The sequence below is a fragment of the Chryseobacterium sp. OSA05B genome (assembly GCF_019970065.1).
Classification (GTDB): domain Bacteria; phylum Bacteroidota; class Bacteroidia; order Flavobacteriales; family Weeksellaceae; genus Chryseobacterium.
The window spans coordinates 462,598-485,201 of the sequence record NZ_JAHXYH010000002.1 but is presented as its reverse complement, the minus strand read 5'-3'; the positions used below and the strand labels follow the sequence as shown (position 1 = coordinate 485,201).

General features: G+C 37.8%; 19 protein-coding genes. 5 read left to right on the top strand and 14 right to left on the bottom strand.

Annotated features, from left to right (window positions below):
- Positions 1 to 72 precede the first annotated feature (72 nt).
- The 10 genes from LC419_RS09635 to LC419_RS09590 all read right to left on the bottom strand — a co-directional run bounded on the left by LC419_RS09635 (position 73) and on the right by LC419_RS09590 (position 9,799).
- Positions 73 to 762 carry an OmpA family protein gene (locus LC419_RS09635; RefSeq protein WP_223607138.1) on the bottom strand — a complete coding sequence of 230 codons (690 nt, stop codon included), beginning with the start codon at positions 760 to 762 and terminating at the stop codon, positions 73 to 75.
- Between the two features lie 25 nt (positions 763 to 787).
- The gene (locus tag LC419_RS09630) at positions 788 to 1,279 is read right to left on the bottom strand and encodes a lipocalin family protein (RefSeq protein ID WP_090024080.1); all 492 of its coding nucleotides are present in this window, start codon (positions 1,277 to 1,279) and stop codon (positions 788 to 790) included.
- A gap of 125 nt (positions 1,280 to 1,404) precedes the next feature.
- Complete coding sequence (locus tag LC419_RS09625; RefSeq protein WP_223607137.1) at positions 1,405 to 3,087, bottom strand: S8 family serine peptidase; 1,683 nt, start codon at positions 3,085 to 3,087, stop codon at positions 1,405 to 1,407.
- A 75-nt stretch (positions 3,088 to 3,162) separates the two neighbouring features.
- Positions 3,163 to 3,786, bottom strand: a complete 624-nt coding sequence (locus tag LC419_RS09620) for a WbqC family protein (RefSeq protein ID WP_223607591.1) — start codon at positions 3,784 to 3,786, stop codon at positions 3,163 to 3,165.
- Between the two features lie 61 nt (positions 3,787 to 3,847).
- A complete protein-coding gene (gene lepB / locus LC419_RS09615; RefSeq protein WP_223607136.1) occupies positions 3,848 to 5,494 on the bottom strand; it encodes a signal peptidase I in 1,647 nt (548 codons plus the stop codon).
- A gap of 135 nt (positions 5,495 to 5,629) precedes the next feature.
- A complete protein-coding gene (gene dapB / locus LC419_RS09610) occupies positions 5,630 to 6,331 on the bottom strand; it encodes a 4-hydroxy-tetrahydrodipicolinate reductase (RefSeq protein ID WP_223607135.1) in 702 nt (233 codons plus the stop codon).
- Between the two features lie 67 nt (positions 6,332 to 6,398).
- Positions 6,399 to 7,058, bottom strand: a complete 660-nt coding sequence (locus LC419_RS09605; RefSeq protein WP_223607134.1) for a DUF5683 domain-containing protein — start codon at positions 7,056 to 7,058, stop codon at positions 6,399 to 6,401.
- Positions 7,058 to 7,948 (bottom strand): ParB/RepB/Spo0J family partition protein, encoded by an 891-nt coding sequence (locus LC419_RS09600; protein ID WP_223607133.1) that lies wholly within the window; start codon positions 7,946 to 7,948, stop codon positions 7,058 to 7,060. The genes LC419_RS09605 and LC419_RS09600 overlap by 1 nt, the downstream gene beginning before the upstream one ends.
- A gap of 69 nt (positions 7,949 to 8,017) precedes the next feature.
- The gene (locus tag LC419_RS09595; RefSeq protein ID WP_223607132.1) at positions 8,018 to 8,791 is read right to left on the bottom strand and encodes a ParA family protein; all 774 of its coding nucleotides are present in this window, start codon (positions 8,789 to 8,791) and stop codon (positions 8,018 to 8,020) included.
- Between the two features lie 165 nt (positions 8,792 to 8,956).
- Entirely contained in the window at positions 8,957 to 9,799 is an 843-nt protein-coding gene (locus tag LC419_RS09590; RefSeq protein ID WP_223607131.1) for an energy transducer TonB, read from the bottom strand.
- A gap of 388 nt (positions 9,800 to 10,187) precedes the next feature.
- Here LC419_RS09590 and LC419_RS09585 point away from each other — a divergent pair, with 388 nt between their 5' ends.
- The 5 genes from LC419_RS09585 to LC419_RS09565 all read left to right on the top strand — a co-directional run bounded on the left by LC419_RS09585 (position 10,188) and on the right by LC419_RS09565 (position 17,748).
- Positions 10,188 to 11,789: a hypothetical protein gene (locus tag LC419_RS09585; RefSeq protein ID WP_223607130.1), complete on the top strand. Its 1,602-nt coding sequence runs from the start codon at positions 10,188 to 10,190 to the stop codon at positions 11,787 to 11,789.
- 229 nt (positions 11,790 to 12,018) lie between these two features.
- Positions 12,019 to 13,896, top strand: coding sequence for a hypothetical protein (locus LC419_RS09580; protein WP_223607129.1), 1,878 nt, complete (start codon positions 12,019 to 12,021; stop codon positions 13,894 to 13,896).
- A 197-nt stretch (positions 13,897 to 14,093) separates the two neighbouring features.
- Positions 14,094 to 14,921, top strand: a complete 828-nt coding sequence (locus tag LC419_RS09575; protein WP_223607128.1) for an N-acetylmuramidase family protein — start codon at positions 14,094 to 14,096, stop codon at positions 14,919 to 14,921.
- 544 nt (positions 14,922 to 15,465) lie between these two features.
- Positions 15,466 to 16,260, top strand: a complete 795-nt coding sequence (locus LC419_RS09570; RefSeq protein WP_223607127.1) for an FkbM family methyltransferase — start codon at positions 15,466 to 15,468, stop codon at positions 16,258 to 16,260.
- Positions 16,261 to 16,269: 9 nt separating this feature from the next.
- Positions 16,270 to 17,748: a lipopolysaccharide biosynthesis protein gene (locus LC419_RS09565; RefSeq protein WP_223607126.1), complete on the top strand. Its 1,479-nt coding sequence runs from the start codon at positions 16,270 to 16,272 to the stop codon at positions 17,746 to 17,748.
- 174 nt (positions 17,749 to 17,922) lie between these two features.
- Here the strand turns inward: LC419_RS09565 and LC419_RS09560 are convergent, their stop codons facing one another.
- From LC419_RS09560 to LC419_RS09545, 4 genes are all read right to left on the bottom strand, one after another.
- Positions 17,923 to 18,969, bottom strand: a complete 1,047-nt coding sequence (locus tag LC419_RS09560; protein ID WP_223607125.1) for a hypothetical protein — start codon at positions 18,967 to 18,969, stop codon at positions 17,923 to 17,925.
- 106 nt (positions 18,970 to 19,075) lie between these two features.
- Entirely contained in the window at positions 19,076 to 19,930 is an 855-nt protein-coding gene (locus LC419_RS09555; protein ID WP_223607124.1) for a glycosyltransferase family 2 protein, read from the bottom strand.
- Positions 19,931 to 20,010: 80 nt separating this feature from the next.
- Positions 20,011 to 21,411, bottom strand: coding sequence for an aspartate ammonia-lyase (gene aspA, locus LC419_RS09550; RefSeq protein ID WP_223607123.1), 1,401 nt, complete (start codon positions 21,409 to 21,411; stop codon positions 20,011 to 20,013).
- A gap of 70 nt (positions 21,412 to 21,481) precedes the next feature.
- Complete coding sequence (locus LC419_RS09545) at positions 21,482 to 22,507, bottom strand: N-acetylmuramoyl-L-alanine amidase (RefSeq protein ID WP_223607122.1); 1,026 nt, start codon at positions 22,505 to 22,507, stop codon at positions 21,482 to 21,484.
- Positions 22,508 to 22,604 lie beyond the last annotated feature (97 nt).

Sequence of the window (22,604 nt, the reverse complement as noted above, 5' to 3'; positions counted from 1 at the left end):
ATTCATAGCATAAAAATACAAAAAAAACCGCCGGGGCGGTCTTTTACGAAAATATTTATATAATTAAATTAATTACTGCCCTTGCTTGGCTTCATTAATCATTTTCTCATTAGCTGTAATGGCAAATTCCACTCTTCTGTTTTTAGCTCTTCCTTCTTCAGTATCATTGCTGGCTACGGGCATAGATTCACCTTCACCTTTTGTGATCATTCTTCCAGAAGCGATTCCTTTTCCAGATAAGTAAACTTTTACAGCATCTGCTCTTCTCTGAGAAAGAGACAGGTTGTAAGCATCTGCACCTTTGCTGTCTGTATGACCGTAGATATTGATGTTCGTATCTGGGTTATCAGCAAGAACCTGAGCTAATTTGTTAAGGTTGGTCTGAGCAACAGAAGTTAAGTTTGAAGAGTCAAACGCAAAGTTTACAATACTTTCGTTCATAGTAATTTTAATACCGTCTCCTACTCTTTCTACTTCAGCTCCCGGTAAAGTTTCTTTAATCTGCTTAGCCTGCTTATCCATCTTGTTACCGATAACGTTACCTGCAACACCACCGATAATACCTCCCAATACTGCTCCTAAAGCAGAGTTTTTACCACTTCCTACATTATTTCCTAAAATACCTCCGATTACAGCTCCTGATGCAACACCTACTGCTGTACCTCTTTGCTGGTGGTTAGAATTCTGAACAGCTTCACAACTGGTTAATAATAATGCTGATGATAAGAAAAGGGCTCCTATATATGTTTTAGTAAATTTCATTTTTTTGATCTTTTATGTTGATAAATTATTTCATTCCTGTTCTCTGGAAATTGTAAACAACCTGTACTGTGTTTCCATCGAAAGGAACGCTTTGTACAAGTGAAAACTGATCTGTAGACTGGTTGGTAATCGTTAAAGAATATCCTGCAAGGTTTTGCTTAGCTTTAGTTCCCTCAGCGATTTTTTTGAACATGAAAGTATTGCCGTCTTTTACTTCAAATTTGATAGGCTGGGTAATGCTTGGGCAAGCTCCACCTCCATTTAAAGTATAGGCACCGGTGTAATTATTGGGAATTAATCTCCAATGACTTCCTACAAAACACTGAGCATCTGCACCTTCGTCAAAAGGCTTGATCTTGAATCCTTTTTCATAATCAACGCTGACAATCTGCCAGTCGCCTTTTAATTTAAGATACTCAACTCTCTGGTTTTGTGATGTTTCTGCTTTTTTCACTGAGGAACAAGACACTGCAAAAAGTGATGTTCCAATCATCCCTGCAAGTAGTAACTTTTTCATTTTGTTGTTTATTATTTTGTTATTTATAAAGTTACAAAAAACCGTGCCAAATTGAAAAATAAAAACAAAAAAAGTCCGAAAATTTCGGACTTTAAATGGTTTCTCCTTATATACAGGGAGATATATTATTTTTTAACAGCCTTTTTTACGGATTTCGCAGGCTTCTTTGTTGGTGAAGTTTTCCCGTTGTAGAAATTCGTGTACGCATACTCTGCTGCTTTCTGCAGATCTATAACGCCTCCGGCCTGAGAATATTCAGGAAATTTGTTCTCTGAGCTCAGGTTGCTGCTTTTTACAAGTGCTTCAATAATCTGATCAGGCTTAAGATTTGGCATATAGGCCAATAACACGGCCGCTGCTCCTGCTACTACAGGTGATGCCATAGAAGTTCCCTGAAGATATTTATATTCGTTTTTAGGTACTGTAGAATAGATCTCTTCTCCTGGAGCGAAAACGTTAACCATTTTCTTATTATAGTTAGAGAAAGATGCTCTTAGTTCATTATTTCTGTTCGTGCTGGCTCCTACAACCAATACATTCGTTACAAACGGTTTCTCATCCGTAACGTTTTTAAAGTTTGTAGGGAAAGCAAGGTGCTCTGCTACATCTTCATTTTCGTTACCAGCTGCTTTAACCAAAAGAACTCCTTTGTCTTCAGCGTATTTAAAAGCATCCCAAACCACATTTTTCCCAGGAGAAACAGGTTTTCCGAAACTCATGTTTAGCACTTTAGCTCCGTTATCTACTGCATATCTGATCGCGTTCGCTACATCTTTATCTCTTTCGTCTCCGTTTGGAACAGTTCTTACAGACATGATCTTAGCTACTTTAGAAGCTACCCCGTATTGTATTTCTTTACCTTGCGGAAGACCTGCAATGATACCTGCAACGTGTGTTCCATGTTCTGCATCAGGTCCTTCATAGTCATTGTTTCCGTAGCTTTTTTCAGAATAATCATCATAGTTATCCCCTACAATTTCTTTTCTAGGATCATAGCTCAGGTCGTACTGCTTAGACTGCGGTGCATAATGATCGATGGCTTCTTTCATCTGCTCTTTCATCAGTTTTTCAAAATCTGCAGAAGATTTTCCTTTGAATTCAGGGCTTTGAGAAACCTGTCCGAGAACCTGCATTGCAATAGCATCTTTCTGGTCTGTTGGAGGTTTAATTCCTGCTAATGTTTCAGCAGTTACAGGCTTACCTCCCAATAATTTTACCATATTGGGGATGATACTGTTGATCATCGTATAGGTCTGAAGGTTCTGTTTTGCTTCAATACTTTTTTTATTGAAAAGCTCTTTGGATTTCATGTACATCGCAAATTCCTCCGGCATTTTTGCCTGGTTTGCTTTGTTTTTTGCAGAATCATCACCCTCGAAAACAGGTTTATATTTAGCCACTACTCTTGTTACCTCCATATTATCGATATCAATGTCGCCGTTTTTCCCTCCGATAAAGTTCCAACCGTGTACATCATCTATATATCCGTTTCCATCATCATCTTTTCCATTTCCCGGAACTTCGTTAGGATTTGACCACACGTTTTTCACAAGACCCGGGTGATCTACCTGAACACCACTGTCTAAAACTCCTACTACAACAGTTTTAGGCTTAAGACCTTTGGATTCTAAATATTTATAAGCGTTTGCCGTATTTACACCATAAACTTTTGATGTTGAAAAATCTTTATGATACCAGGTCATAAGATCTTTATCTTCTTTCGGATCAACGCTTTTAGCCTGAGCTTCCTGCGCATAAGAGAAACTAAAACCTGTCAGAAAAACAGCTGCTAATAATACCTTTTTCATATGTTGATATTTACTTTTAGTCGTATGTAATCGCCATTTTGACAGGATTATTTTCCTGATAACGGCGATTTCATGTTAATATGATTGTTTAATATTTTTTATATAAGTCAGAGATTCAGGGCCTTTGTTACAAATAAGATCTAAAACCGACAAATCTTCTAAAAATCCTAATTTGTCTGAGAAGGTCTGGTAGTATTTTTCCATCTGAAACTCAGAAGGATGTTTGGCCGAGAATTTTTCTCTGAAATTAATACTTTCAGGATTTTTAATATATTCTTCATTCAAAGACTGTGCCTTTTCTGTTTTAAGGATCTGCTGTATAATTTCCAATCCTTTCAGATTAAAATCCAGAAGAAATGTCTCTTTCAGATCATATATTTTCCTGAATTTATCTTCGTAATATTCAAAATAAGGCGAGCTCTGGTAGGCAGTTTTGATGGATTTCCAATGCAGATTTCTCCAGTCTTCCCTGTAGGAGATCTCCGTATCTTTAAACTCTCTTTTACCGTTATGATTGATGGGAATTATTAAAGAAAGCTTTCCATTGGCCCCATAGATATTGGTCCTGTTTCTGTAGGTCTGTTTGGGGAAATTTTCAAACTGTTCAAATACAATCTCGTTTTCAGGATTCAAAAACACTGAAAACCATGAAATCGGGGGCATATAAAATACCGGCAATAATACATTTGTCATATTCATCATATTAAAAAATGAAGTATTTTTTCAAATACTTCATTTTATCTTTAAGTTTTAGATTAAATTATATCTCTTCTTCCTTTTTCTTCTTTCCGAATAATTTCATGAAATATTCCCATCCGAAGAATAATAAAAGAATAATAGCAGCCACCCACCAGTATGAAGTTTTGTTGGCTTCTCCTGTATTGGTTGCCTTAAACATTCTGTCCCAACGGATCTTGAACGGAGCCTGATACGTAGAGCTGCTGTCTTTGAATGCTCCCTGAAGGCTCATCCACGTAAACATAGGCTTTCCTACGATGTTCTCTTCCGGAACAAAACCAAAGAATCTTGCATCCAGTGAAGCGTCTCTGTTATCTCCCACCATCATGTAATAATCCTGCTGAATGGTGTAACGGTTTGTTTCCTGTCCGTTGATAAGAATTTTTCCGTTCTTTTTTTCAAGCTTATTGTGCTCGTAGTCAGAAATAATCCATTGGTATAACGGAAGCGTTTCATTATTAACGGCTACAATATCTCCTTTTTTAGGAATTCTCAGCGGTCCGTACCAATCCTGATTCCAAGGCTGGTTGATCGGGAAGATAGATTGTGTGGTATCTATTTTTGTTTTGGCTTCGTCCCTGTAATATACTGCTGCTTCATCTTTTGGCGTAATATCCTCTTTCATGTCAATAACCTGAGGAAGCTGTTTGATTTCTTTGGCCGTTTTGTCTGTCAGTCCCTGGAAAGCATAAATATATCCTTTCTCACCCTGGATTTCCTGTACCGGTAAGAATCCGTAAGTGTTATATAATGCAGGAATATCCAATTGACTTCCTGTATTCACAATGTATCTGTGCTGTACTTCCTGATCACCTAACACCATTTCAGGTTTTCCGTTGACGAAAAGTCTTCCGGCTCTCATTTCAAAGGTATCCCCGGCCGTAGCCACACATCTTTTAACGTAAGGATCTTTTCTGTCGATCGCTGTATGCACGGAATCTCTAGGATAGTTGAATACCACTACATCATTTTTCTGTGGCTTTCCGAACTGGAAAATTCTTGTGTATGGAAGTTTTATTCCATCAACATATGATTTCGGATCATCTTTTGGATTTCCTTTCTGTCCCGTATCCATAATGGTTCCCTGAAGGAATGGTATTGCTACAGGGCGCATTGGCATTCTGTAACCGTAGCTCCACTTGTTCACAAAAAGGAAATCACCTACAAGAAGTGTTCTTTCCATTGATCCTGTAGGAATTCCAAATGGCTGTGTCACAAAAACGTGGATAATGGTTGCGAAAACTACTGCGAAAGTAATGGATCCTATGAATGTATCTTTCTTTTTTGCGCTTTTCTCTTCATCTGTAATGAACAGTTCATTGGCATTTTCATCCTCTATTTCCACATTTTTGGAATAGTTTACCGTAGCCATATAAATAAATGGAAGGATGACCGTAAGAAGTTGTTGCTGAAAAAGAGTTTTTCCAAATTTTCTCATCAGATAAACATGGAAAACAGACATCATAATAGGCCCTACTATCGGCAGATAGGATAGGATTACCCACCATTTCGGATGCTCTGTTTCCTTTAAAATAATGAAATAATTATAGAAAGGTATAAATGCAAATAAGGGACTGTGCCCCATTTTTTTGAACAGTTTCCAAGTGGAAATCCCCATCAGTACAGACAAAATGAGAACATATACTGTATAAGTTAAAAAATAATTCATAGTTTTTTCTGTGCCTATTCTAAATATATAAATGATAAATGATGAGTAATAAATGATTACAGCTTTTTGCTATTTATAATTTACTAGTCATCATTTCCTTTGTATTGGTCTGCAATTTAAAGAATTTGTTACAAATTAAAGCCCCAAAACGTCTTTCATTGTGAAGTTTCCTTTTTTATCTTTAATCCATTCTGCAGCGACCACAGCTCCGAGTGCAAACCCGTTTCTGTTGAAGGCAGTATGTTTTATTTCAATTTCGTCTACTTCACTTTTGTAATAAACGCTGTGGGTACCAGGAACTTCATCTTCACGGATGGCGAAAATTCCCAATTCCTTACCTTGGGTTTCTTCCAGTTTCCATGCATTAAATTTAGGATTATTTTTGATGATTCCTTCAGCGATAGAAATTGCTGTCCCGCTGGGAGCATCTTTTTTGTGTACATGGTGAATTTCTTCCAGCTGGCATGAATATTCATCCACATTTTTCATGATATCGGCTACTTTTTCGTTCAAAGCAAAAAATAAATTTACGCCTAAACTAAAATTGGACCCGTATAAGAATGCACTGTCGTTGTCTACAGCTATTTTTTCAACCTCTTCTTTTTTCTCCAGCCAGCCTGTGGTACCACAGATCACCGGGATTTTATGTTCAAGACATGCTTTGATATTATCATAAGCCACTTCAGGTAATGAAAATTCGATCGCTACGTCCGGATTATTAAGATTTTCAGCGGTTGGAGTTTCTTTCAGGCGGGCTACGATTTCATGACCTCGCTTTTGTGCGATCTCATCAATGATCTTCCCCATTTTACCGTATCCAACTAATGCTATTCTCATGTGATATCTTATTTATGATTATGGTATCAACCTTACGGTTCATATCAACTTTTATTAAAATTCTGTTTTAAAATCTATAGCTTAAACTTAAGCCTGTTTTCGGAGTAGAAAACCCATATTGATCCTGAATGACCGTAGGGTTAAAACTAAGATCCGGGTCATGGCGGCTTTCGTAAAGATGGGCATCTACCACGGCATCTACAATGTTCAGGATATAAATAAGACCTGTGATGGCAATCGCATAATCACGCTGTCTTTTATATCTGTCCTGGGCATTTCCAAAAGCCTTTTTATCAAGCCACGGGTGACTGTCTACAAATTCATTAGGTGTTCCGTTAAGTTTTGCCACGTAATATTCTCTGTACTTTTTGTACTGATTATTGCTCCATAGTGTATATCCAATACCAGCCCCCACAGCACCCCAAACAATTGGAATTTTGATGTACCTTTTGTTATAATACTGCCCAAGCCCCGGAAATACTGCAGAATACAGTCCGGCTCTTGTAGGATTAAGTTTAATGGTTTTCTTTGTGGGTCCGTTTGCATTTTCAAGATCTTCTATAATCTTGGCTTCTGTTTTTACGGGTTTTGCAGTCTTTGCCGGTTGTGTGATCACAGCTACACTATCCTTCGGAAGTGGTCCTATACGAACAGTATCGCCGGGAACTACCTGCGAATAAACGAAAGCAAAAGTGCACAAAAAAAATGTGAAAAGTATTTTCTTCATTATTTAATATGGGATAAAATATACTCCAGTTCTTCTTCATTTTTGAAGTCCAGGACAATTTTACCTTTTTTACCGTTTCCGGAGGTTTTGATCTCTACTTTTACGTCTAAAATATCAGCGATTGTTTTCTGGGCTTTCTTAAAATTGTTGGAAAGTTCAGCATTTATTTTTTTCGCTGCCGGTGATTTAGGGTTTTTCAATGCAGTCGCAGCCTGTTCAGCCTGACGTACATTGAGTTTTTCTTTGATGATCAGGTCAAATAGGATCTGCTGATGCTCTTCACTCTCAAGACTGATGATGGCTCTTCCGTGTCCGGCAGAGATCTCACCGCTTCTGATGGCGTTCTGAATATCCGGATTCAGTCTCAACAATCTGATGGAGTTGGTAATGGTACTTCTGTCCTTTCCTACTCTCTGGCTCAGGTTTTCCTGGGTAAGACCGATCTCGTCCAAAAGTCTCTGATACGTTAAAGCAATCTCGATAGCATCAAGATCTTCTCTCTGAATATTTTCAACAAGAGCCATTTCCAGAAGCTCCTGGTCGTTGACTAAACGAATATAGGCAGGAATCGTCGGAAGTCCGGCAATTTTACTCGCACGGTAACGTCTTTCCCCAGATATGATTTCGAATTTCTCGCCGTCTTTTCTTAAGGTAACCGGTTGGATTACGCCTAAGTTTTTGATCGACAGAGCAAGTTCGTTCAATGCTTTTTCATCAAAATACGTTCTCGGCTGGGTCGGATTCGGATAAATATCTTCAAGGGCTACCTCTACGATATTTCCTACAAACTTATCTGCTCCTTCATCGGTAGCGGAGTTGATACTCGCTTTGGATTCAGCACTTAGAATAGCGCCCAAACCACGTCCCATAGCTCTTTTCTTGTCCTTCATAGATATAATTGATAAATGATAATTGATAAGTGATGATGCCCATTCACTTAGGATCCATTTATTATTAAATTAATTTTTTACTAAATTCTCATTCTTCAGCAAAACTTCTTCTGCAAGCTGAATGTACTGGATTGCACCTTTACTTTCTGCATCGTAGTTTAAGATACTTTCTCCAAAACTAGGCGCCTCGCTTAATCTTACATTTCTGCTGATGATGGTTTCAAAAACCATGTCCGGGAAATGTGAGTTCACTTCTTCCACTACCTGATTGGATAATCTCAATCGGCTGTCGTACATCGTAAGAAGAAGTCCTTCGATCCCAAGATCTTTGTTGTGGATTTTCTGCACATTTTTTACCGTATTCAAAAGCTTTCCTAGTCCTTCCAATGCGAAATACTCACACTGAATCGGAATGATCACAGAATCTGCTGCTGTAAGCGCATTCACTGTAATAAGTCCTAAACTCGGTGCACAGTCAATGATGATATAGTCATAATCATCTCTCACTTCAGCCAATGCTTTCTTCAGCATGTACTCACGGTTTTCTTTGTCCACGAGCTCAATTTCCGCTGCTACCAGGTCGATATGCGAAGGGATAATATCCAGATTGGGAGTAGCGGTTCTTTTGATACAACTTCTTGTATCTGCGCTGTGCTCTAGAAGATTATATGTAGAATACTGAACGTCTTCCACACCAAGTCCCGAGGTTGCATTAGCCTGCGGGTCGGCATCAATGATCAATATTCTTTTTTCCAATACCCCTAACGCTGCCGCCAAGTTTACAGCTGTGGTAGTTTTTCCAACTCCTCCTTTTTGATTAGCGATACCTATGATTTTTGCCATTATTAGAACTTTAGGTTTCAAAAATACACTTTTTTCTTTGCTCTCGATGAGTAACGAAATTCAAAATTGAGTTAAAATACTGTTAATAAACACTTTAGCAATAAAAAAAATTATCCACAAAAAAAATTCTTTGTGGATAACTTATCAAGATTTGTTTTTCATCAACTATTCAAAGTTCATCGAAATCGGAAATTTAAAATAACTTCTTACGGTTTCCCCTTGCTTATTTTTAGCAGGTCTCCATAAACCCTTAATATTTTTAATGGTTCTGATGGCTTCATTATTAAATTCAGCATCCTTTCCATTTGCTTTTATTCCTGAGATGGTTCCGTCTTTTTCCACAATAAAGGTGATCACCGTTTTCATAGTACCTCCATCGTCTCCAAAACCTGAACCGTCAAAATTGTTCATTACTTTATTTCTGAATGAATCAATTCCTCCTGCATATGTAGCTTCAGAAGCCAGTTCTGTAGGATCTGCGATATGATTGTCATCCACTTTTGGAGCTGGCGGAGTATATTTTACAACTGGCCCCGTTCCAATAACAGGAGGAGGAGGAAGATAGCTATCAGATTTCACAGGTTCTCCTTTGAAATCATTTATTAATCCTGGAGTTGCATCTTTAGGTTTATCTTGTTTAATTGGCTCTATTGCATCGCTTTTAGGTGTGGGCACAGAAGTATCTACTTGTTTCACATTTGGCGGGGCAACAGGCTGTACAGGTTTTACAATTTCTACAGGCGGTCTCGGTTGATCATCAACCTTTTTTAGTTTAATAACTACCGGCGGTCCGTCTACAGGTGCATGAACAGACGATCCGTTCGTAAAAGCCGAAATCACAAGTGGTGTTATCGAAATGGCAGCCAGTAAGCTTACGCCCACAAAAAGTGCTTTGGTTAATATTCTATCTGATTCATTTCTTAATGCATAGGCACCGTATTCTTTGTTTCGGTGCTCGAACAGAACTTCGTTGAAACGAAATTCCTGGTTTTGGTTTAGGTGTTTCATCACTATTAAATATTTAAACTGTTAAAATCAGTGATTATTAGTTTTAGGTATTCTTATCGATAAGTATTGTTTCGATATCAAAACTTCTGCCAAAATTTTATCAAAACATCAATATTTTAAAAAAATTATAACAATATGCAAACTTTAACATTCTTCTTCATGGGAAATATTCAAAAATCACCTCTCTATCATTTAATTATTCTCAGAAAAACCATTGTTATTTATAAAATACATAACATAAATTAAAAAACAGTAAAAACCACATCAAAAAACAGGAAAAACACTGTTGAATTTATTTCGAAACTGAAATACATTTGTACCATAGAAATAAGGGGATGCTGAAAACCAAAAAAAGAGTAAGCAAAGAAAAATTTAAAAACTTATAATTATGCCAACTTTAACTCAAGAAGCAAAAACAAATTCATTAATGAGCATGCTTTTAAAGCAAGTTTATGACACAGTAACTAACGGAGGAAATCCTGAACATTTAGGAACTGATGATTTTATCGCATTTGACCCGGTAGGGATTACACTCTCTGAAGATACTTTCGATTATGCCCTGAACGGACTTTTCGGAGACGCACCTTCCCCAAAACCCATGCTGGACGGAACAGGAAAACCTATCCTTGACGCGAACGGAAATCCGAAAGTCGACATGGAAGCTTACCAGACTGCTTTATCCAACAGCAAATTCAAAAAATATCTTCAGATGGAGCAGTTCGCTGCGATGACCGATGCTATTCCTTCGCAGCTTCCACCACTTACGGCAGACGGAAAAGGAAGAGCGATTACCATTATGAATGATTCTCAGAAAAGAGTATCCAAAGTATATGAAGATCTTTTGCAGTGGTCTGTAGTGGTAGACACAGATTTTGACAAAAAAACGGAGAAAAAACTGGACTCTCTGAGAGACAAATTATTCAAAATAAAAAAGGTAAAAAATCCTGATTTTGATGAGAATGCTCCGGTAGATGACTTTAACAAGCCAGAACTGATTCACACCTTTGTAGCGCCTACTTATGCTAAATATGTAGAGTACCAGATGAAGTATTATGATATTGTAGATGCCAACAACGAAATCAGAACAGCAGCTGACAACGGAGATCCTGATGCAATGGCTAAAGTTTCCATCGACGGGAAAAACATGAAAAAACGTGAAGAAGCCTCTTTAAAAGCATGGCAGTCTTTAGGATACAAGGAAGCTGTGGAAAGAATTCAAAATTATCTGAGCGAAATTGAAGAGAAACACATGCTTGTGATTAAGAAAAGAATCCAAGCAGAATTCAGAAACAGCCAGAGAACCAGAATTCTAGATTACACAAACTATTCTCCATGTATTCCTGTAGCAGCCAATGCATTAAGAGAATCAAAAGGATGGCCAGAAATCTCTATTTCACAAGGGAAAGCCAATTACGATTATTCTAAAACCATTCACAACTGGGGAGCTGCAGGCGGTTTCAGCATGGGACTATTCTCCATCGGAGCGAAAGCCGGAGGAAAAAACGAGAAAACACAGATCAAGTCTGATTACACAAGTATGGATATCTCTTTCAAAATCGGAAAGGTACGAGTGGAAAGAGGCTGGTTCAATCAACAATTTATTGAATCCAAATACTGGAAACTTCACGAACAGTCTCCACAAACCCTAAACGGCGATATGATCAGTGACGGAAAAGGTAAAGGATTAATGCCATCTATCATTACAGAACTGATTATTGCAAAAGATGTTTCATTCAACTTTAAGGACAGCAGTTCTGCGTATACGGAAGCTAAAAACTCAGTTTCAGCAGGGGGTGCTGTGGGAATAGGACCTTTCGTAATCGGAGGAAACTACAGCTACGATAATCAGAATGTAAAATCCAGCTATGAATGGGAAGGCAAAAAACTGACTTCTACAGGAATTTACATTATCGGTTACAAATGTCACATTGTTCCAAAATCTCCCAACCCGAATCCGGAGATCAAGAAATGGGCAGACGGAAAATCATAAGCAGAAAGGAAGTCTGAAGCCGGAAGAAGCAAGTTATTAAGTACCAAAATTCAATCACGGTATAGTTTTAATTAATTTATGAGAACTATTAAAAGATGAATGTACAATACTAACTTCTAACCTCCCTTCTTCCCTCTTCCCATCTTATAACTTCATATATCCTTCTCAATAAGAATAGCCGGCAGAAGTTTTTTCTGCCGGTTATTCTTCTAAACTAAAAACTATAACCATGAAATATTTTGTAGCCGTTTACCAGAAGCTTAAGAATATCTATATGTCGCACAGTTCGATGGAGAATGACCTGCCAATGATTTGTCCATCGCTTAGAATCTATGACAATGAGGAACTGGAACTTCTGAAACCTCAGAGTCTGCTGAACGATGAACAGAAAAAAGCGCTTTCGATTATTAAAAAGCAGAATGTAGCCTATGAACTGAACTCTGTTCCTATCTCACCCAACTTCTGGGATCTGAATCCGAACAATTCTTTATTTGATATTTACAGGGATATTCTGGACAAAAACAATCTGAAAAATCTGGAAGAAAATCTGGATAAAGTTCTGGACAGCAAAAGCACCATTTTATTTGATGCTAAAAACAGTGACACTAAGGAATTTAAAGCTTATAAAAAATACAGAACGTTATTTGAAGATGCCGTCAATAAAATAACCGACCACCTTCTATTGTTTGACGGATTGGATACTGACGAAGAAAAAAGCAACTGGAACGACAAACTTGTCACCCTGAACAACATAAAAGAACTCGCTTTTTCTGAATGGAAGGTAAAGGGCAGTAAAGACACGATTGAAAAGGAATTGACAAGGATTAACAAATCATCCGATGCCGACCTTTATCTCGCGATGGCACAGAATGCAAAACACACTTTTGAAGCTGCTGAGAAAACAGATGTGATCAGTAATTCTTCGATTCATGACATTAGTTTCATTCCCTACGATTTTATGGAAAATGAATCCGGATGGAACAGCATGCGTATTGAAAAATCTGAACTCGAGGGACTTCATTCCGAGGCGAAAAACGGTAATGAGAATATTCCGTCAGAAATTTTATCGATAGATTATGACGAAAGTATGATTCAGGCTGTGGAAGTGGACTATTCTTTTGTACACTTAAAAAGAAACTGGTTCAATAAAAACTTCATGCTCTCCAATTATTTTGAATGGAAAGAACCAAAAAAAATATCAGACGGGCAGACGATCTCCAATGATTTTAAACTTCCTGCATTTCCGAAGACGATGATTCTGATTAAAAATCTGAAAGTAATTTTAGATCCATCTATTATCAGCGCCAGCGTAAGCAATGCGGAGCAGCTGGTTTATTTTGGGCCAATGGTGATGAAGCAGCAAGTTTTTGTGAATAAAAACAATAATCAGAAATTCCTGAAGGCGGTAACGAATGTGAAAACCATCAAGTCTGACCAGCTAAATTATTTAGCCCGAAAAACTGCCATTGTTGGAACCCAAAAGGCAACAGTTATCAACAGCATCAATGCCAGAACTGCAATGGAACATGAACCGGCAGATGCCATGAAAACAACGGTCAATGCATCTTTCGCCGGTAAAACCAACATGGGAAACATGATCAATAACATTAAAAACTTACAACAACTCAATCCGGTTCCTCACGGAGCCAGCCCGGTACAACCTACTCCCCAGCCAGCTAACCCCATTAAAGTACCCTGGGGTTCCTGGGGACCTAAATTTCCAACAATACCGACGCCAATTCCTACGCCGATTCCCATCCCCGTACCACCACCGCCCGCAGGTGCCGTTGTACAGTTCAGAATTCTGGACAAGATCAATAATGAACCTATCTATAAATGCGCTATTTCCATCAAAGGCACCAATAATAACCGGATTTTTGAGATCGAAAGCAATGAAACCGGCATGATCAGTCAATTAATTCCTCTCGGGGAATACAGTATTGAACTTAGAATCGATGATTATGCAATTTTAAATCAGAACTTCAGCGTAACCAGCGCCATGCCTCTCAATTTGGAATACAAACTCCAAAGAGAGGAGGTGAAATTCAAATCTTATTTCCTGATCGGGATGATTTGTGAGAGAATGCCGAGGATACCGGTTGATTAGATGACAGATGGCAGATGACAGACTTCAGATCTCAGATATCAGACTGAGGCTAAGGATGAGCATGAGGCAGGAGGATTATGATCTCGAGATTTACCACAAATAATTCATAACTCATAATTCATAACTCATAATTCATAATTCATAATTCATAATTCATAATTCACAATTCACAATTCACAATTTATAAAACTATTGTCATGAAACTTTTAAAATATTATACAAAAGCACCGGAAGTACTAACACTATGCGAGATCCTCTATCAACTGGGATACAGCATTAAGATTTCAGATTCCTTTACTCTGGAAATAGATGAAGCGGTAAAGGATTTTCAAAGCAAAAACGGTTTGGTCGTAGACGGAATCGTTGGAGTGAAAACCTGGGCTGTTCTTCTTGAAAAAGATGCGAGACCAGTCAGCCAGACTGATAAATTCCTGAAAGAAAGTGACCTTGTCAATTTTGCGGAGGAATACAACCTGGAACTGGCCGCTGTAAAAGCCGTGAATGAAATTGAAAGCAGTGGAAAAGGTTTTTTAATCAACAATAAACCTAAAATTCTGTTCGAAGGTCATGTGTTCTGGAGCGAGCTTAAGAAAAGAGGCATTGATCCTAATTCTTATTACAATTCAAACAGTCAGAATGTTCTTTATCCTAAATGGACCAGAGCCTATTACCAAGGTGGCGTGAAAGAATATGACCGGCTTAATGAAGCGATCAGCCTTGACAACAGTCCGAACTTCGAAGAGGCTGCCTTATCATCTGCGTCATGGGGAAGTTTCCAGATTATGGGCTATCATGCTAAAAACCTAGGTTACACAGATGTACATCATTTTGTTTCGCAAATGGAGGTGAATGAGGGTGAGCATTTGAAAGCTTTTGGGAAATTTCTGGAGAAAAATAACTGTCTGATTCATCTCAGAAATAAAAACTGGGCAGGTTTTGCCAAACTTTATAACGGAGCGGGCTACAAGCAAAATAAATATGATGAAAAGCTTGCCAAAGCCTATGCAAAATATTCTCAAAACTAAATAAGGAGTTTTATTTTTAAAGTTCCCGCAGGTGCATCGATTTCAGGAGCGGTTTATTGCTTTTGGGGCCGTAAGCTGTGGGAATTTTGCTTTTGTAAACCACCCCGTCAAAAATTCTTTGAATTTTCGCCACCCCTCCACGGGAGGAGAATTTTTTGCCGATTCAATAACTGGTATTCATCAGGATAAAGGTCTTGATTTATTCAAAACTTATGTGATCTTCTTTTCACCAAGCGCTTAAACTTCAAATAACTGAAGTCATAAAACTTTTGTGACTTTTGTGGTTGATAAAAGATTATTGTTTTGATAATAAATTTAAACAGATGAATTTTTATTGTTAATTAAAATCGATAAAGATGAAATCTTACTTCAGAATATCTTTTCAGGAATCGTCTTAAAAGCAAAACGTCAATCTATTAAAATCCAGTTTTTTATAAAATACAACTAAAAAGTTGTAAATTGATAATCAACTGGTTATGTTTATTATTTTTTAACATCAGTTTAACATTTTTCCTTATCTTTGCTTTTCGTCAAACAACTAAGGATGTCTTTATACCAAACAATTGCAGAAAAACTACAATATATAAGTCCGGGTTTTTACAAGAAAAGATATTTTAAGAATTTAAACAATCTTACAAAAAGTAATTTTTCGGCACGGAATGTAGAACCGGAACTGGTATGGATCAAGGAATACCTTCCTAAAAATGCTGTGATACTAGACATCGGGGCGAATGTGGGAACTTTTCTTTATCAATTGGAAGATAAACTCAATCATGAACATATTTATGGTTTTGAACCCAACAAGAAGCTTTACCGCCGTCTGAAAAGACTGTTTCCAAGGATGAGGATATTCCCTTTAGCACTTTCTGACGAGAACACGACCGCTGAATTTAAAGTTCCGATTATCAACGGCAAAAAGATTGCTTCCCGTGGGACTTTAAACACCTCATACAAAGAAAAAGGCGAAGAGAAAAGCTACACGGAAAAGGTTAAAGTGATCAAGCTTGACGAATGGGCTGCCATAGAGCATTTCGACAGACTGGATTTTATTAAAATAGATGTAGAAGGCAATGAAATGAAGACCTTATCCGGGGCTAAAGAAATCATCAAACGCTTCCTTCCTACCCTCATGGTAGAAATGGAACAAAGACACCACGACACTCCTATCTGGAATGACATTTCGGAAGTAAAAGGCTGGGGCTATGAAGCACAATATCTTAACCGTGACAGTTTTAAGCTGGAACTTCTGACGGAAGAGATTTTACTGGACAACACAAACGACGAAAAAAACAAGACCAGCTATATAAACAACATTATTTTCACGCCAAAAAACCATTAAAAAAACAATATGAGTGTAGTAGCGAGACAGGGTTTCAAATATTCCATCATAGGTTATATTGGTTTTCTGCTGGGTACCATATCCGCCATTTTTATTTTTCCGTATAATTTTGAATTCTATGGAAAGCTCCGCTATATCCTTCCCACTGCGGAAATGCTGGTTCCTGTTGTGGTCTTGGGCATCTCCTACTCCAACGTAAAGTTTTTTCACAGGGTGGAAAAAGATGGCAAAAAACAGAATATGCTGTCGCTGTCACTGCTTGTCGTTTTTATTAATTTTATCATTTTTACGGGCGTATTTTTTATACTCCCCTATTTTTTTCCAAAATTTCAACGGTCTGAGGCATGGAAGCTTAAGGAAATGATCATCCCATTGATTCTTATTCTTTCGTTCTGTACCATCTTCAATAAATATACTTCCAACTACAAAAGAATTGTTGTTTCCAATATTTTCGACAACCTTTTCCCTAAAATAGCCAATCTGGGAGCATTCTGTCTGTATGCTTATTTCTTATTATCACAACAGATTGCTTTTGCTTTCTTTTTCGGGATTTTTGCTTTAATGCTCTTCGGATATATTTATTACACCAACAAACTTGAAAAAATACAGCTGGATTTTAATACCGATTATTTCAAGAAAGATAATTTCTGGAAAGAGTTTTTTAATTACAGTTTTTTCGGATTTTTAGGAACTTTCGGAAATTATTTAGCTATCAACAGTTTTATGATTGGTGAGTTTATGGGAATGGAAGAGGTAGGCATCTACTCTGTTCTGTATGCCCTGATCTCACTTATTTCTATTCCGCAGCTTGGATTGTTTAATATTTCTGCCCCTATCATCAATAAAACCTTGCTGGAAGGTGATATGGAGGAACTTGACAGATTTCATAAAAAAACGTCATTATCTTTATATTTTTTAGGCGCTGTCTTGTTCTCATGCATTATGGTTGGCTTTCCTTACCTGACTGAATTTATGCCTAAAAACGGAACGATGCTCAGGGAATACGAGCCTGTAGTGTGGATCTGGGGTTCTGCCGTTTTAATAGATCTTGCGACAGGATTTAACGGAAATATTATTTCACTTTCCAAATACTACAGATTCAATATTCTTGTCATGCTTCTGCTGGCAGGACTTACGATAGGACTGAACTATTATTTCATTAAAAATACAGATCTGAAACTGATCGGAATTGCTTTATCTACCGCTATTTCACTGACGACTTACAATGTCATCAAGATTGCTTTCAATTACTTTGTCTTCAAAGTTTCTCCACTGACGATTGAGATGATTTTTGTTTCCATTATCTGTACTTTAGCCATTACAGTAGCGATTGTTTTACCTACTTTCAATAATAATTTCATCAACCTGATGTACAAACCGGCTGTTGTTCTGATCTTGATCTATATCGGGAATTATTTTACAAAAGTATTTCCACTTGAGGATTATCTGAATGCAAAATTTATCAAAAGTATTTTTAAATTTAAATAAGGAATGGATTCGTGTTCTCGGATGCGGGGTTGGAGAGTTTGAGTGTTTTAGGGTTTATGAGTATGAAAGATTGCTAGTTGACAGTTGCTGGTTGCTGGTAATTAAGACTTATATTGACAGTCTGAAATCTGATGTCTGGCATATGAAATCTTGACTCTGACGTCTAATATCTCCCTAAGTAGAAATCAAGCCCGAAAGAACATCTTCAAGTTTTTTCAGTACTGACTCTTTATTGTATTCTTTCTGGAAATCGAAACGGCCGTTTTTTAACTCTATAAACTGTTCTAAAATATTTTCCCCCTCAGGAATAATAAACTCCAGTTTCGAAGGATAATCCTTAGGAAAAACAGCTGTTTTGCCATATTTAATAGCATCTCCCAGATTTCCGGTCATTTTTGTAAGGCCATAAACTTCTTCCCTGCTGAAAAATTCTGTTTTCTGCTGAATCGGACACCACAAGACATCTGCTTTCTGCATCCATTTTTCAAAGTCGTGATTGGAAACTCTGTCTGAAAAATAGTCTATAGAGATATTTCCGGGAAGTTTTTTCGCTAATTTTTCAAGCTGTTTCAACTCATTACCTTCCGCTTTTCCAAGAAATATAAACTCACATTTCTCCCCAGCTTTTAAATTTTGAATGGTCTTAAAAACATAATCATAATCTCTCCTTTTCTGAGAAACCCCTCCGGGAATAACAATGGTAAGCGCCTCATTTTCCTGTTTTTCGACCTTTTCACTATAAAAAAGGGGCAGAAACTTGTAAATATCTGATGAAATTTCCTGATCCAACACCAATAAACTTTTGGCATTCCTATACGCTTTTGCTGTGTAAAACAAGCCTTCTTTCCACCAGAGCTTAAGTCTGTAAATCACGTCTCCTTTGAAAATACTTTTCATCAAAGCGCCTTTTGAAGCCGTCGAAAAATTGATATTATGAACAATGACCGATGCATTATATTTTTGAACCAATGCATGAAAAGTATTGAAGTACCGGTGAACGGTTCCAACAATAATCAGATCATATTTCTTTAACTTCAGCTGCTCCATAATCATGGAACTATCAGATAAAAATACCGTTTCACCATTTTCCTCCACCAGATCCTTTATCTTTTTTGAATAATAATAATCTACATTAAAATCACTGGAATCCTTCATGATATTCATGAAAGCCTGTGCAATTTCTGCGTGGGTGTCTATTTCTATGTAGGCTATTTTTTTCAATGAGGGATTAGGGATTAGGGATTAGGGATTAGGGATTAGGGATTAGGGATTAGGGATTAGGGATTAGCAAAGGTAAAAGGTTTGACTGAATTTCAGTCTGCATTTATTAGATTTTCAGCCATTTTTTCTTCAGTGTTTTCCATCGTTTGTCGTTGATGGCTTTTTGCTCGTCTTTTGAGATCTTCAGTTCCAGTTTTGCTGTTTTGCAGGCTTCGTAAGCTTTGATGATATTAAAGAAAAAAGATATGGATTTGCTTTTCGCGGCTTCTTTTGAAGAGGCAATGTAAGCCAGGAATCTGTTCAATCCTAAAAAGTAAAAATATCTGCCGTAATAATCTGCCGGTCTGATTGTATAATCCGCTCCTTTCACCTTGATCAGTTTAACCTGAAGTTCAGGAAGGACCATTTCTTTCCAACCAAGATTTTCCAGCAAAATAGAATCAATATTATCCCAACCCAACGTTTCTCTCAAGCCTCCGATCTGTACAAAACATTCTTTGCGATAAGCCTTCATAGGCCCTCTCACGTGATGTTTATTTGAATTTCCTTCATACACCCAATTTCCATCTTTTTCCACGTACAGTAGTCCTCCGACAAGTCCGAATTCCGGGTTGTTTTTAAAAGCTTTTTCCAGTGTTTCCAGATAATGATCAGGAAGAATAATGTCTGCATCAAATTTACAGATGATATCAAATTCCTCTGTATTTTGAGTTTTCAGACCGTTTTTGAAAGCATTCACCACTTTAGAGCCCGGCTGGTGTTCCGATTTCTGAAGATCCACCGTTTCAAAACGGGAATCCTGACCGGTATATTTCCTGATCACTTCCGCAGTTCTGTCTGTAGAACCGTCATTAACAACCACCGTTCTGAAATCCTTAAAACTTTGCTGCTGTAAAGAATCCAGAGTGAATGGAAGATTTTCCTCTTCGTTATGGGCAGGAATGATGATTAAAAACCTCAAGTTTTGAATTTATATATAAATGATGAATAATAAGCGATAACTGATCAATAATGGATCGATCAATTATCACTTATATTATTTTATTTGTTGTGCGGTTTCAGCATGTTCTTAGGATCAAGAATCTCATCTAATTTTTCCTGAGAAAGAATACCTTTCTCCAAAACCAGATTATAAACGCTGTTTCCGCTCTCCAGAGCTTCTTTTGCGATCTCTGTAGACTTCTTATAACCAATGTAAGGATTAAGAGCCGTTACGATACCTATGCTGTGTTTTACCATGTTCAGACAGATCTCTTTATTGGCTGTAATTCCTACCACGCACTTTTCACGAAGTGTATCCAAAGCATTGCAAAGGAAATTAATGTTTTCCATAATAGCGTGAGAAAGCACCGGCTCCATTACGTTAAGCTGCAACTGTCCTGCTTCTGCAGCAAAAGTTACCGTAAGATCGTTTCCAAATACCTTAAAACATACCTGATTCACAACTTCCGGGATAACAGGATTCACTTTTCCTGGCATGATGGATGATCCTGGCTGCATCGGTGGAAGATTGATCTCAAATAATCCGGCTCTCGGGCCTGAGGAAAGAAGTCTTAAATCGTTACAGATCTTCGAAAGCTTTACAGCAAGACGTTTTGTGGCAGAAGAATAAATCACATAAGAACCTGTATCCGGTGTTGCTTCAACAAGATTCGGTGCAGAAATAACCGGGAAACCTGTGATCTGGGCCAGATTTTTCGCGCAAAGTGTAGCATAACCTACCGGAGCATTCAGCCCTGTACCAATAGCTGTAGCTCCCATATTAACTTCCACGAAAAGGTTTGCATTGTTATTTAATTTAGAAATATCTTCTTCCAAAGTAGCTGCATAGGCCTCAAATTCTTGTCCCAAAGTCATTGGAACGGCATCCTGAAGCTGCGTACGACCCATTTTGATCACGTCATGAAATTCGTTTCCTTTAGCACGGAAAGCTTCAACAATTTTCTCAAGTCTCTCCACAAGTCCGATATTCATATGCAGCAGCCCCATTTTAATCGCTGTAGGATAGGCATCGTTGGTGGATTGGGAAAGATTGATATGGTCATTGGGTGAACAGAATTCGTACTCCCCTTTATTTTTTCCTAATTTTTCTAAAACGATATTGGCAATGACTTCGTTCGCATTCATATTGATTGAAGTTCCGGCTCCTCCCTGGATCATGTCTACAGGAAACTGCTCGTGGTACTTCCCTGCTACAATTTCATCACATGCCTCCGCTATTTTGAAATAAAGATTTTCATCAAGCAGTCCCAATTCATAATTGGTTTTTGCCGCCGCTTTTTTCACGAAAGCCAAACCTTTGATAAAGTCCGGATATGAAGACAGAAGCTGTCCTGAAATCTTGAAGTTATCGATCGCTCTCTGCGTCTGTACCCCGTAGTATGCGTCTGCAGGCACATTCAATTCGCCTAACAGATCACTCTCTTTTCTGAAATTTTCCATTACAGATATTTTAACTGTTTTTATTTTTTAAATATAGCAAAAACGCATCTGAACCGATGCGTTTTAGTCGTTATTTCGCTGGATATTTTTGATTTAAAGCCTGCAGGATCGCCCAGGTTTCGGCGTCCATAATGCCGTCATAATTCCCCGGACGGAAATGATACTGAAAGGCTTCGATTGTTTTCTTGGTCGCATCATCCCATTTTCCGCTCAGGTCAACATAGTACCCGAATTTCTGCAATGCAGTCTGAACTACAAAAACAAATGAAGGATCTGCATATCTCACAGAGAAATCTGCTTCCGCAAGGGTGAGGAAATTCTGCTTAGCTGCTTCGTCATACCACATCCCAAGTTGGTATTCGTCATACAATTTCTTCCAAGGAAACATAGGTCCCGGATCCTGTTTCCTGGTAGGAGCAATATCGGAATGAGCAAGTACATTCGTTGCCGGAATCTGATATCTCTTTACAATATCCCTAGCCAGTGCAGCTACTTTTCTCACCTGCTCATCACTGAACCCTGCAAATATCTTTTTACCTGTAGTATCTGATGTATAACCTGCATTAACGATCTCAATCCCTATAGAAGTATCGTTAAGGTTTTTGTCATTTCTCCATGCACTTACTCCTGCATGATAAGAACGTTTGTTTTCATCTACCAGTTGATAGATCTCATTGTCTCCGGTATTATTGACCAGATAATGAGCACTTACTCCCTGTTGGGTAAGAGCAGTAAGGGATTTCTCGTCATTAAGTGCTGTGTAATGTAAGATAAGATAACGCTGTCTGAAATTCTGTGCAATGGAAGGGAAATAAGTCTTTACCACTTTATATCCTGCCGGTTTTGCGGATACTATAGAACCGTAGCTTGCCGTATTGTCATTTTTCGTGGGATCAGCCAGATTGGTTGTAAAAAATTCTACACCGTGCTCGTTGGTAATTTTTGGTTTTTGAGTTTCAGCAACCGGAGTTTTAACAGTTGGTTTTACCTGTGATACCGGGGTTTTCGGCTTGTATGTATTTTTTTTTACATTTTGTTGGGAAGTACATGAAAAAACAAAAGTACTTAATCCGATGATATATAATGTCTTACGCATCAGTTTATTTTTTTAATCATTTATCACCTCAAAAATACGCAAATTTTTCTTGAATTTTATTTGGTAAATAAAGAAATCTGTTCTATATTTGCACTCG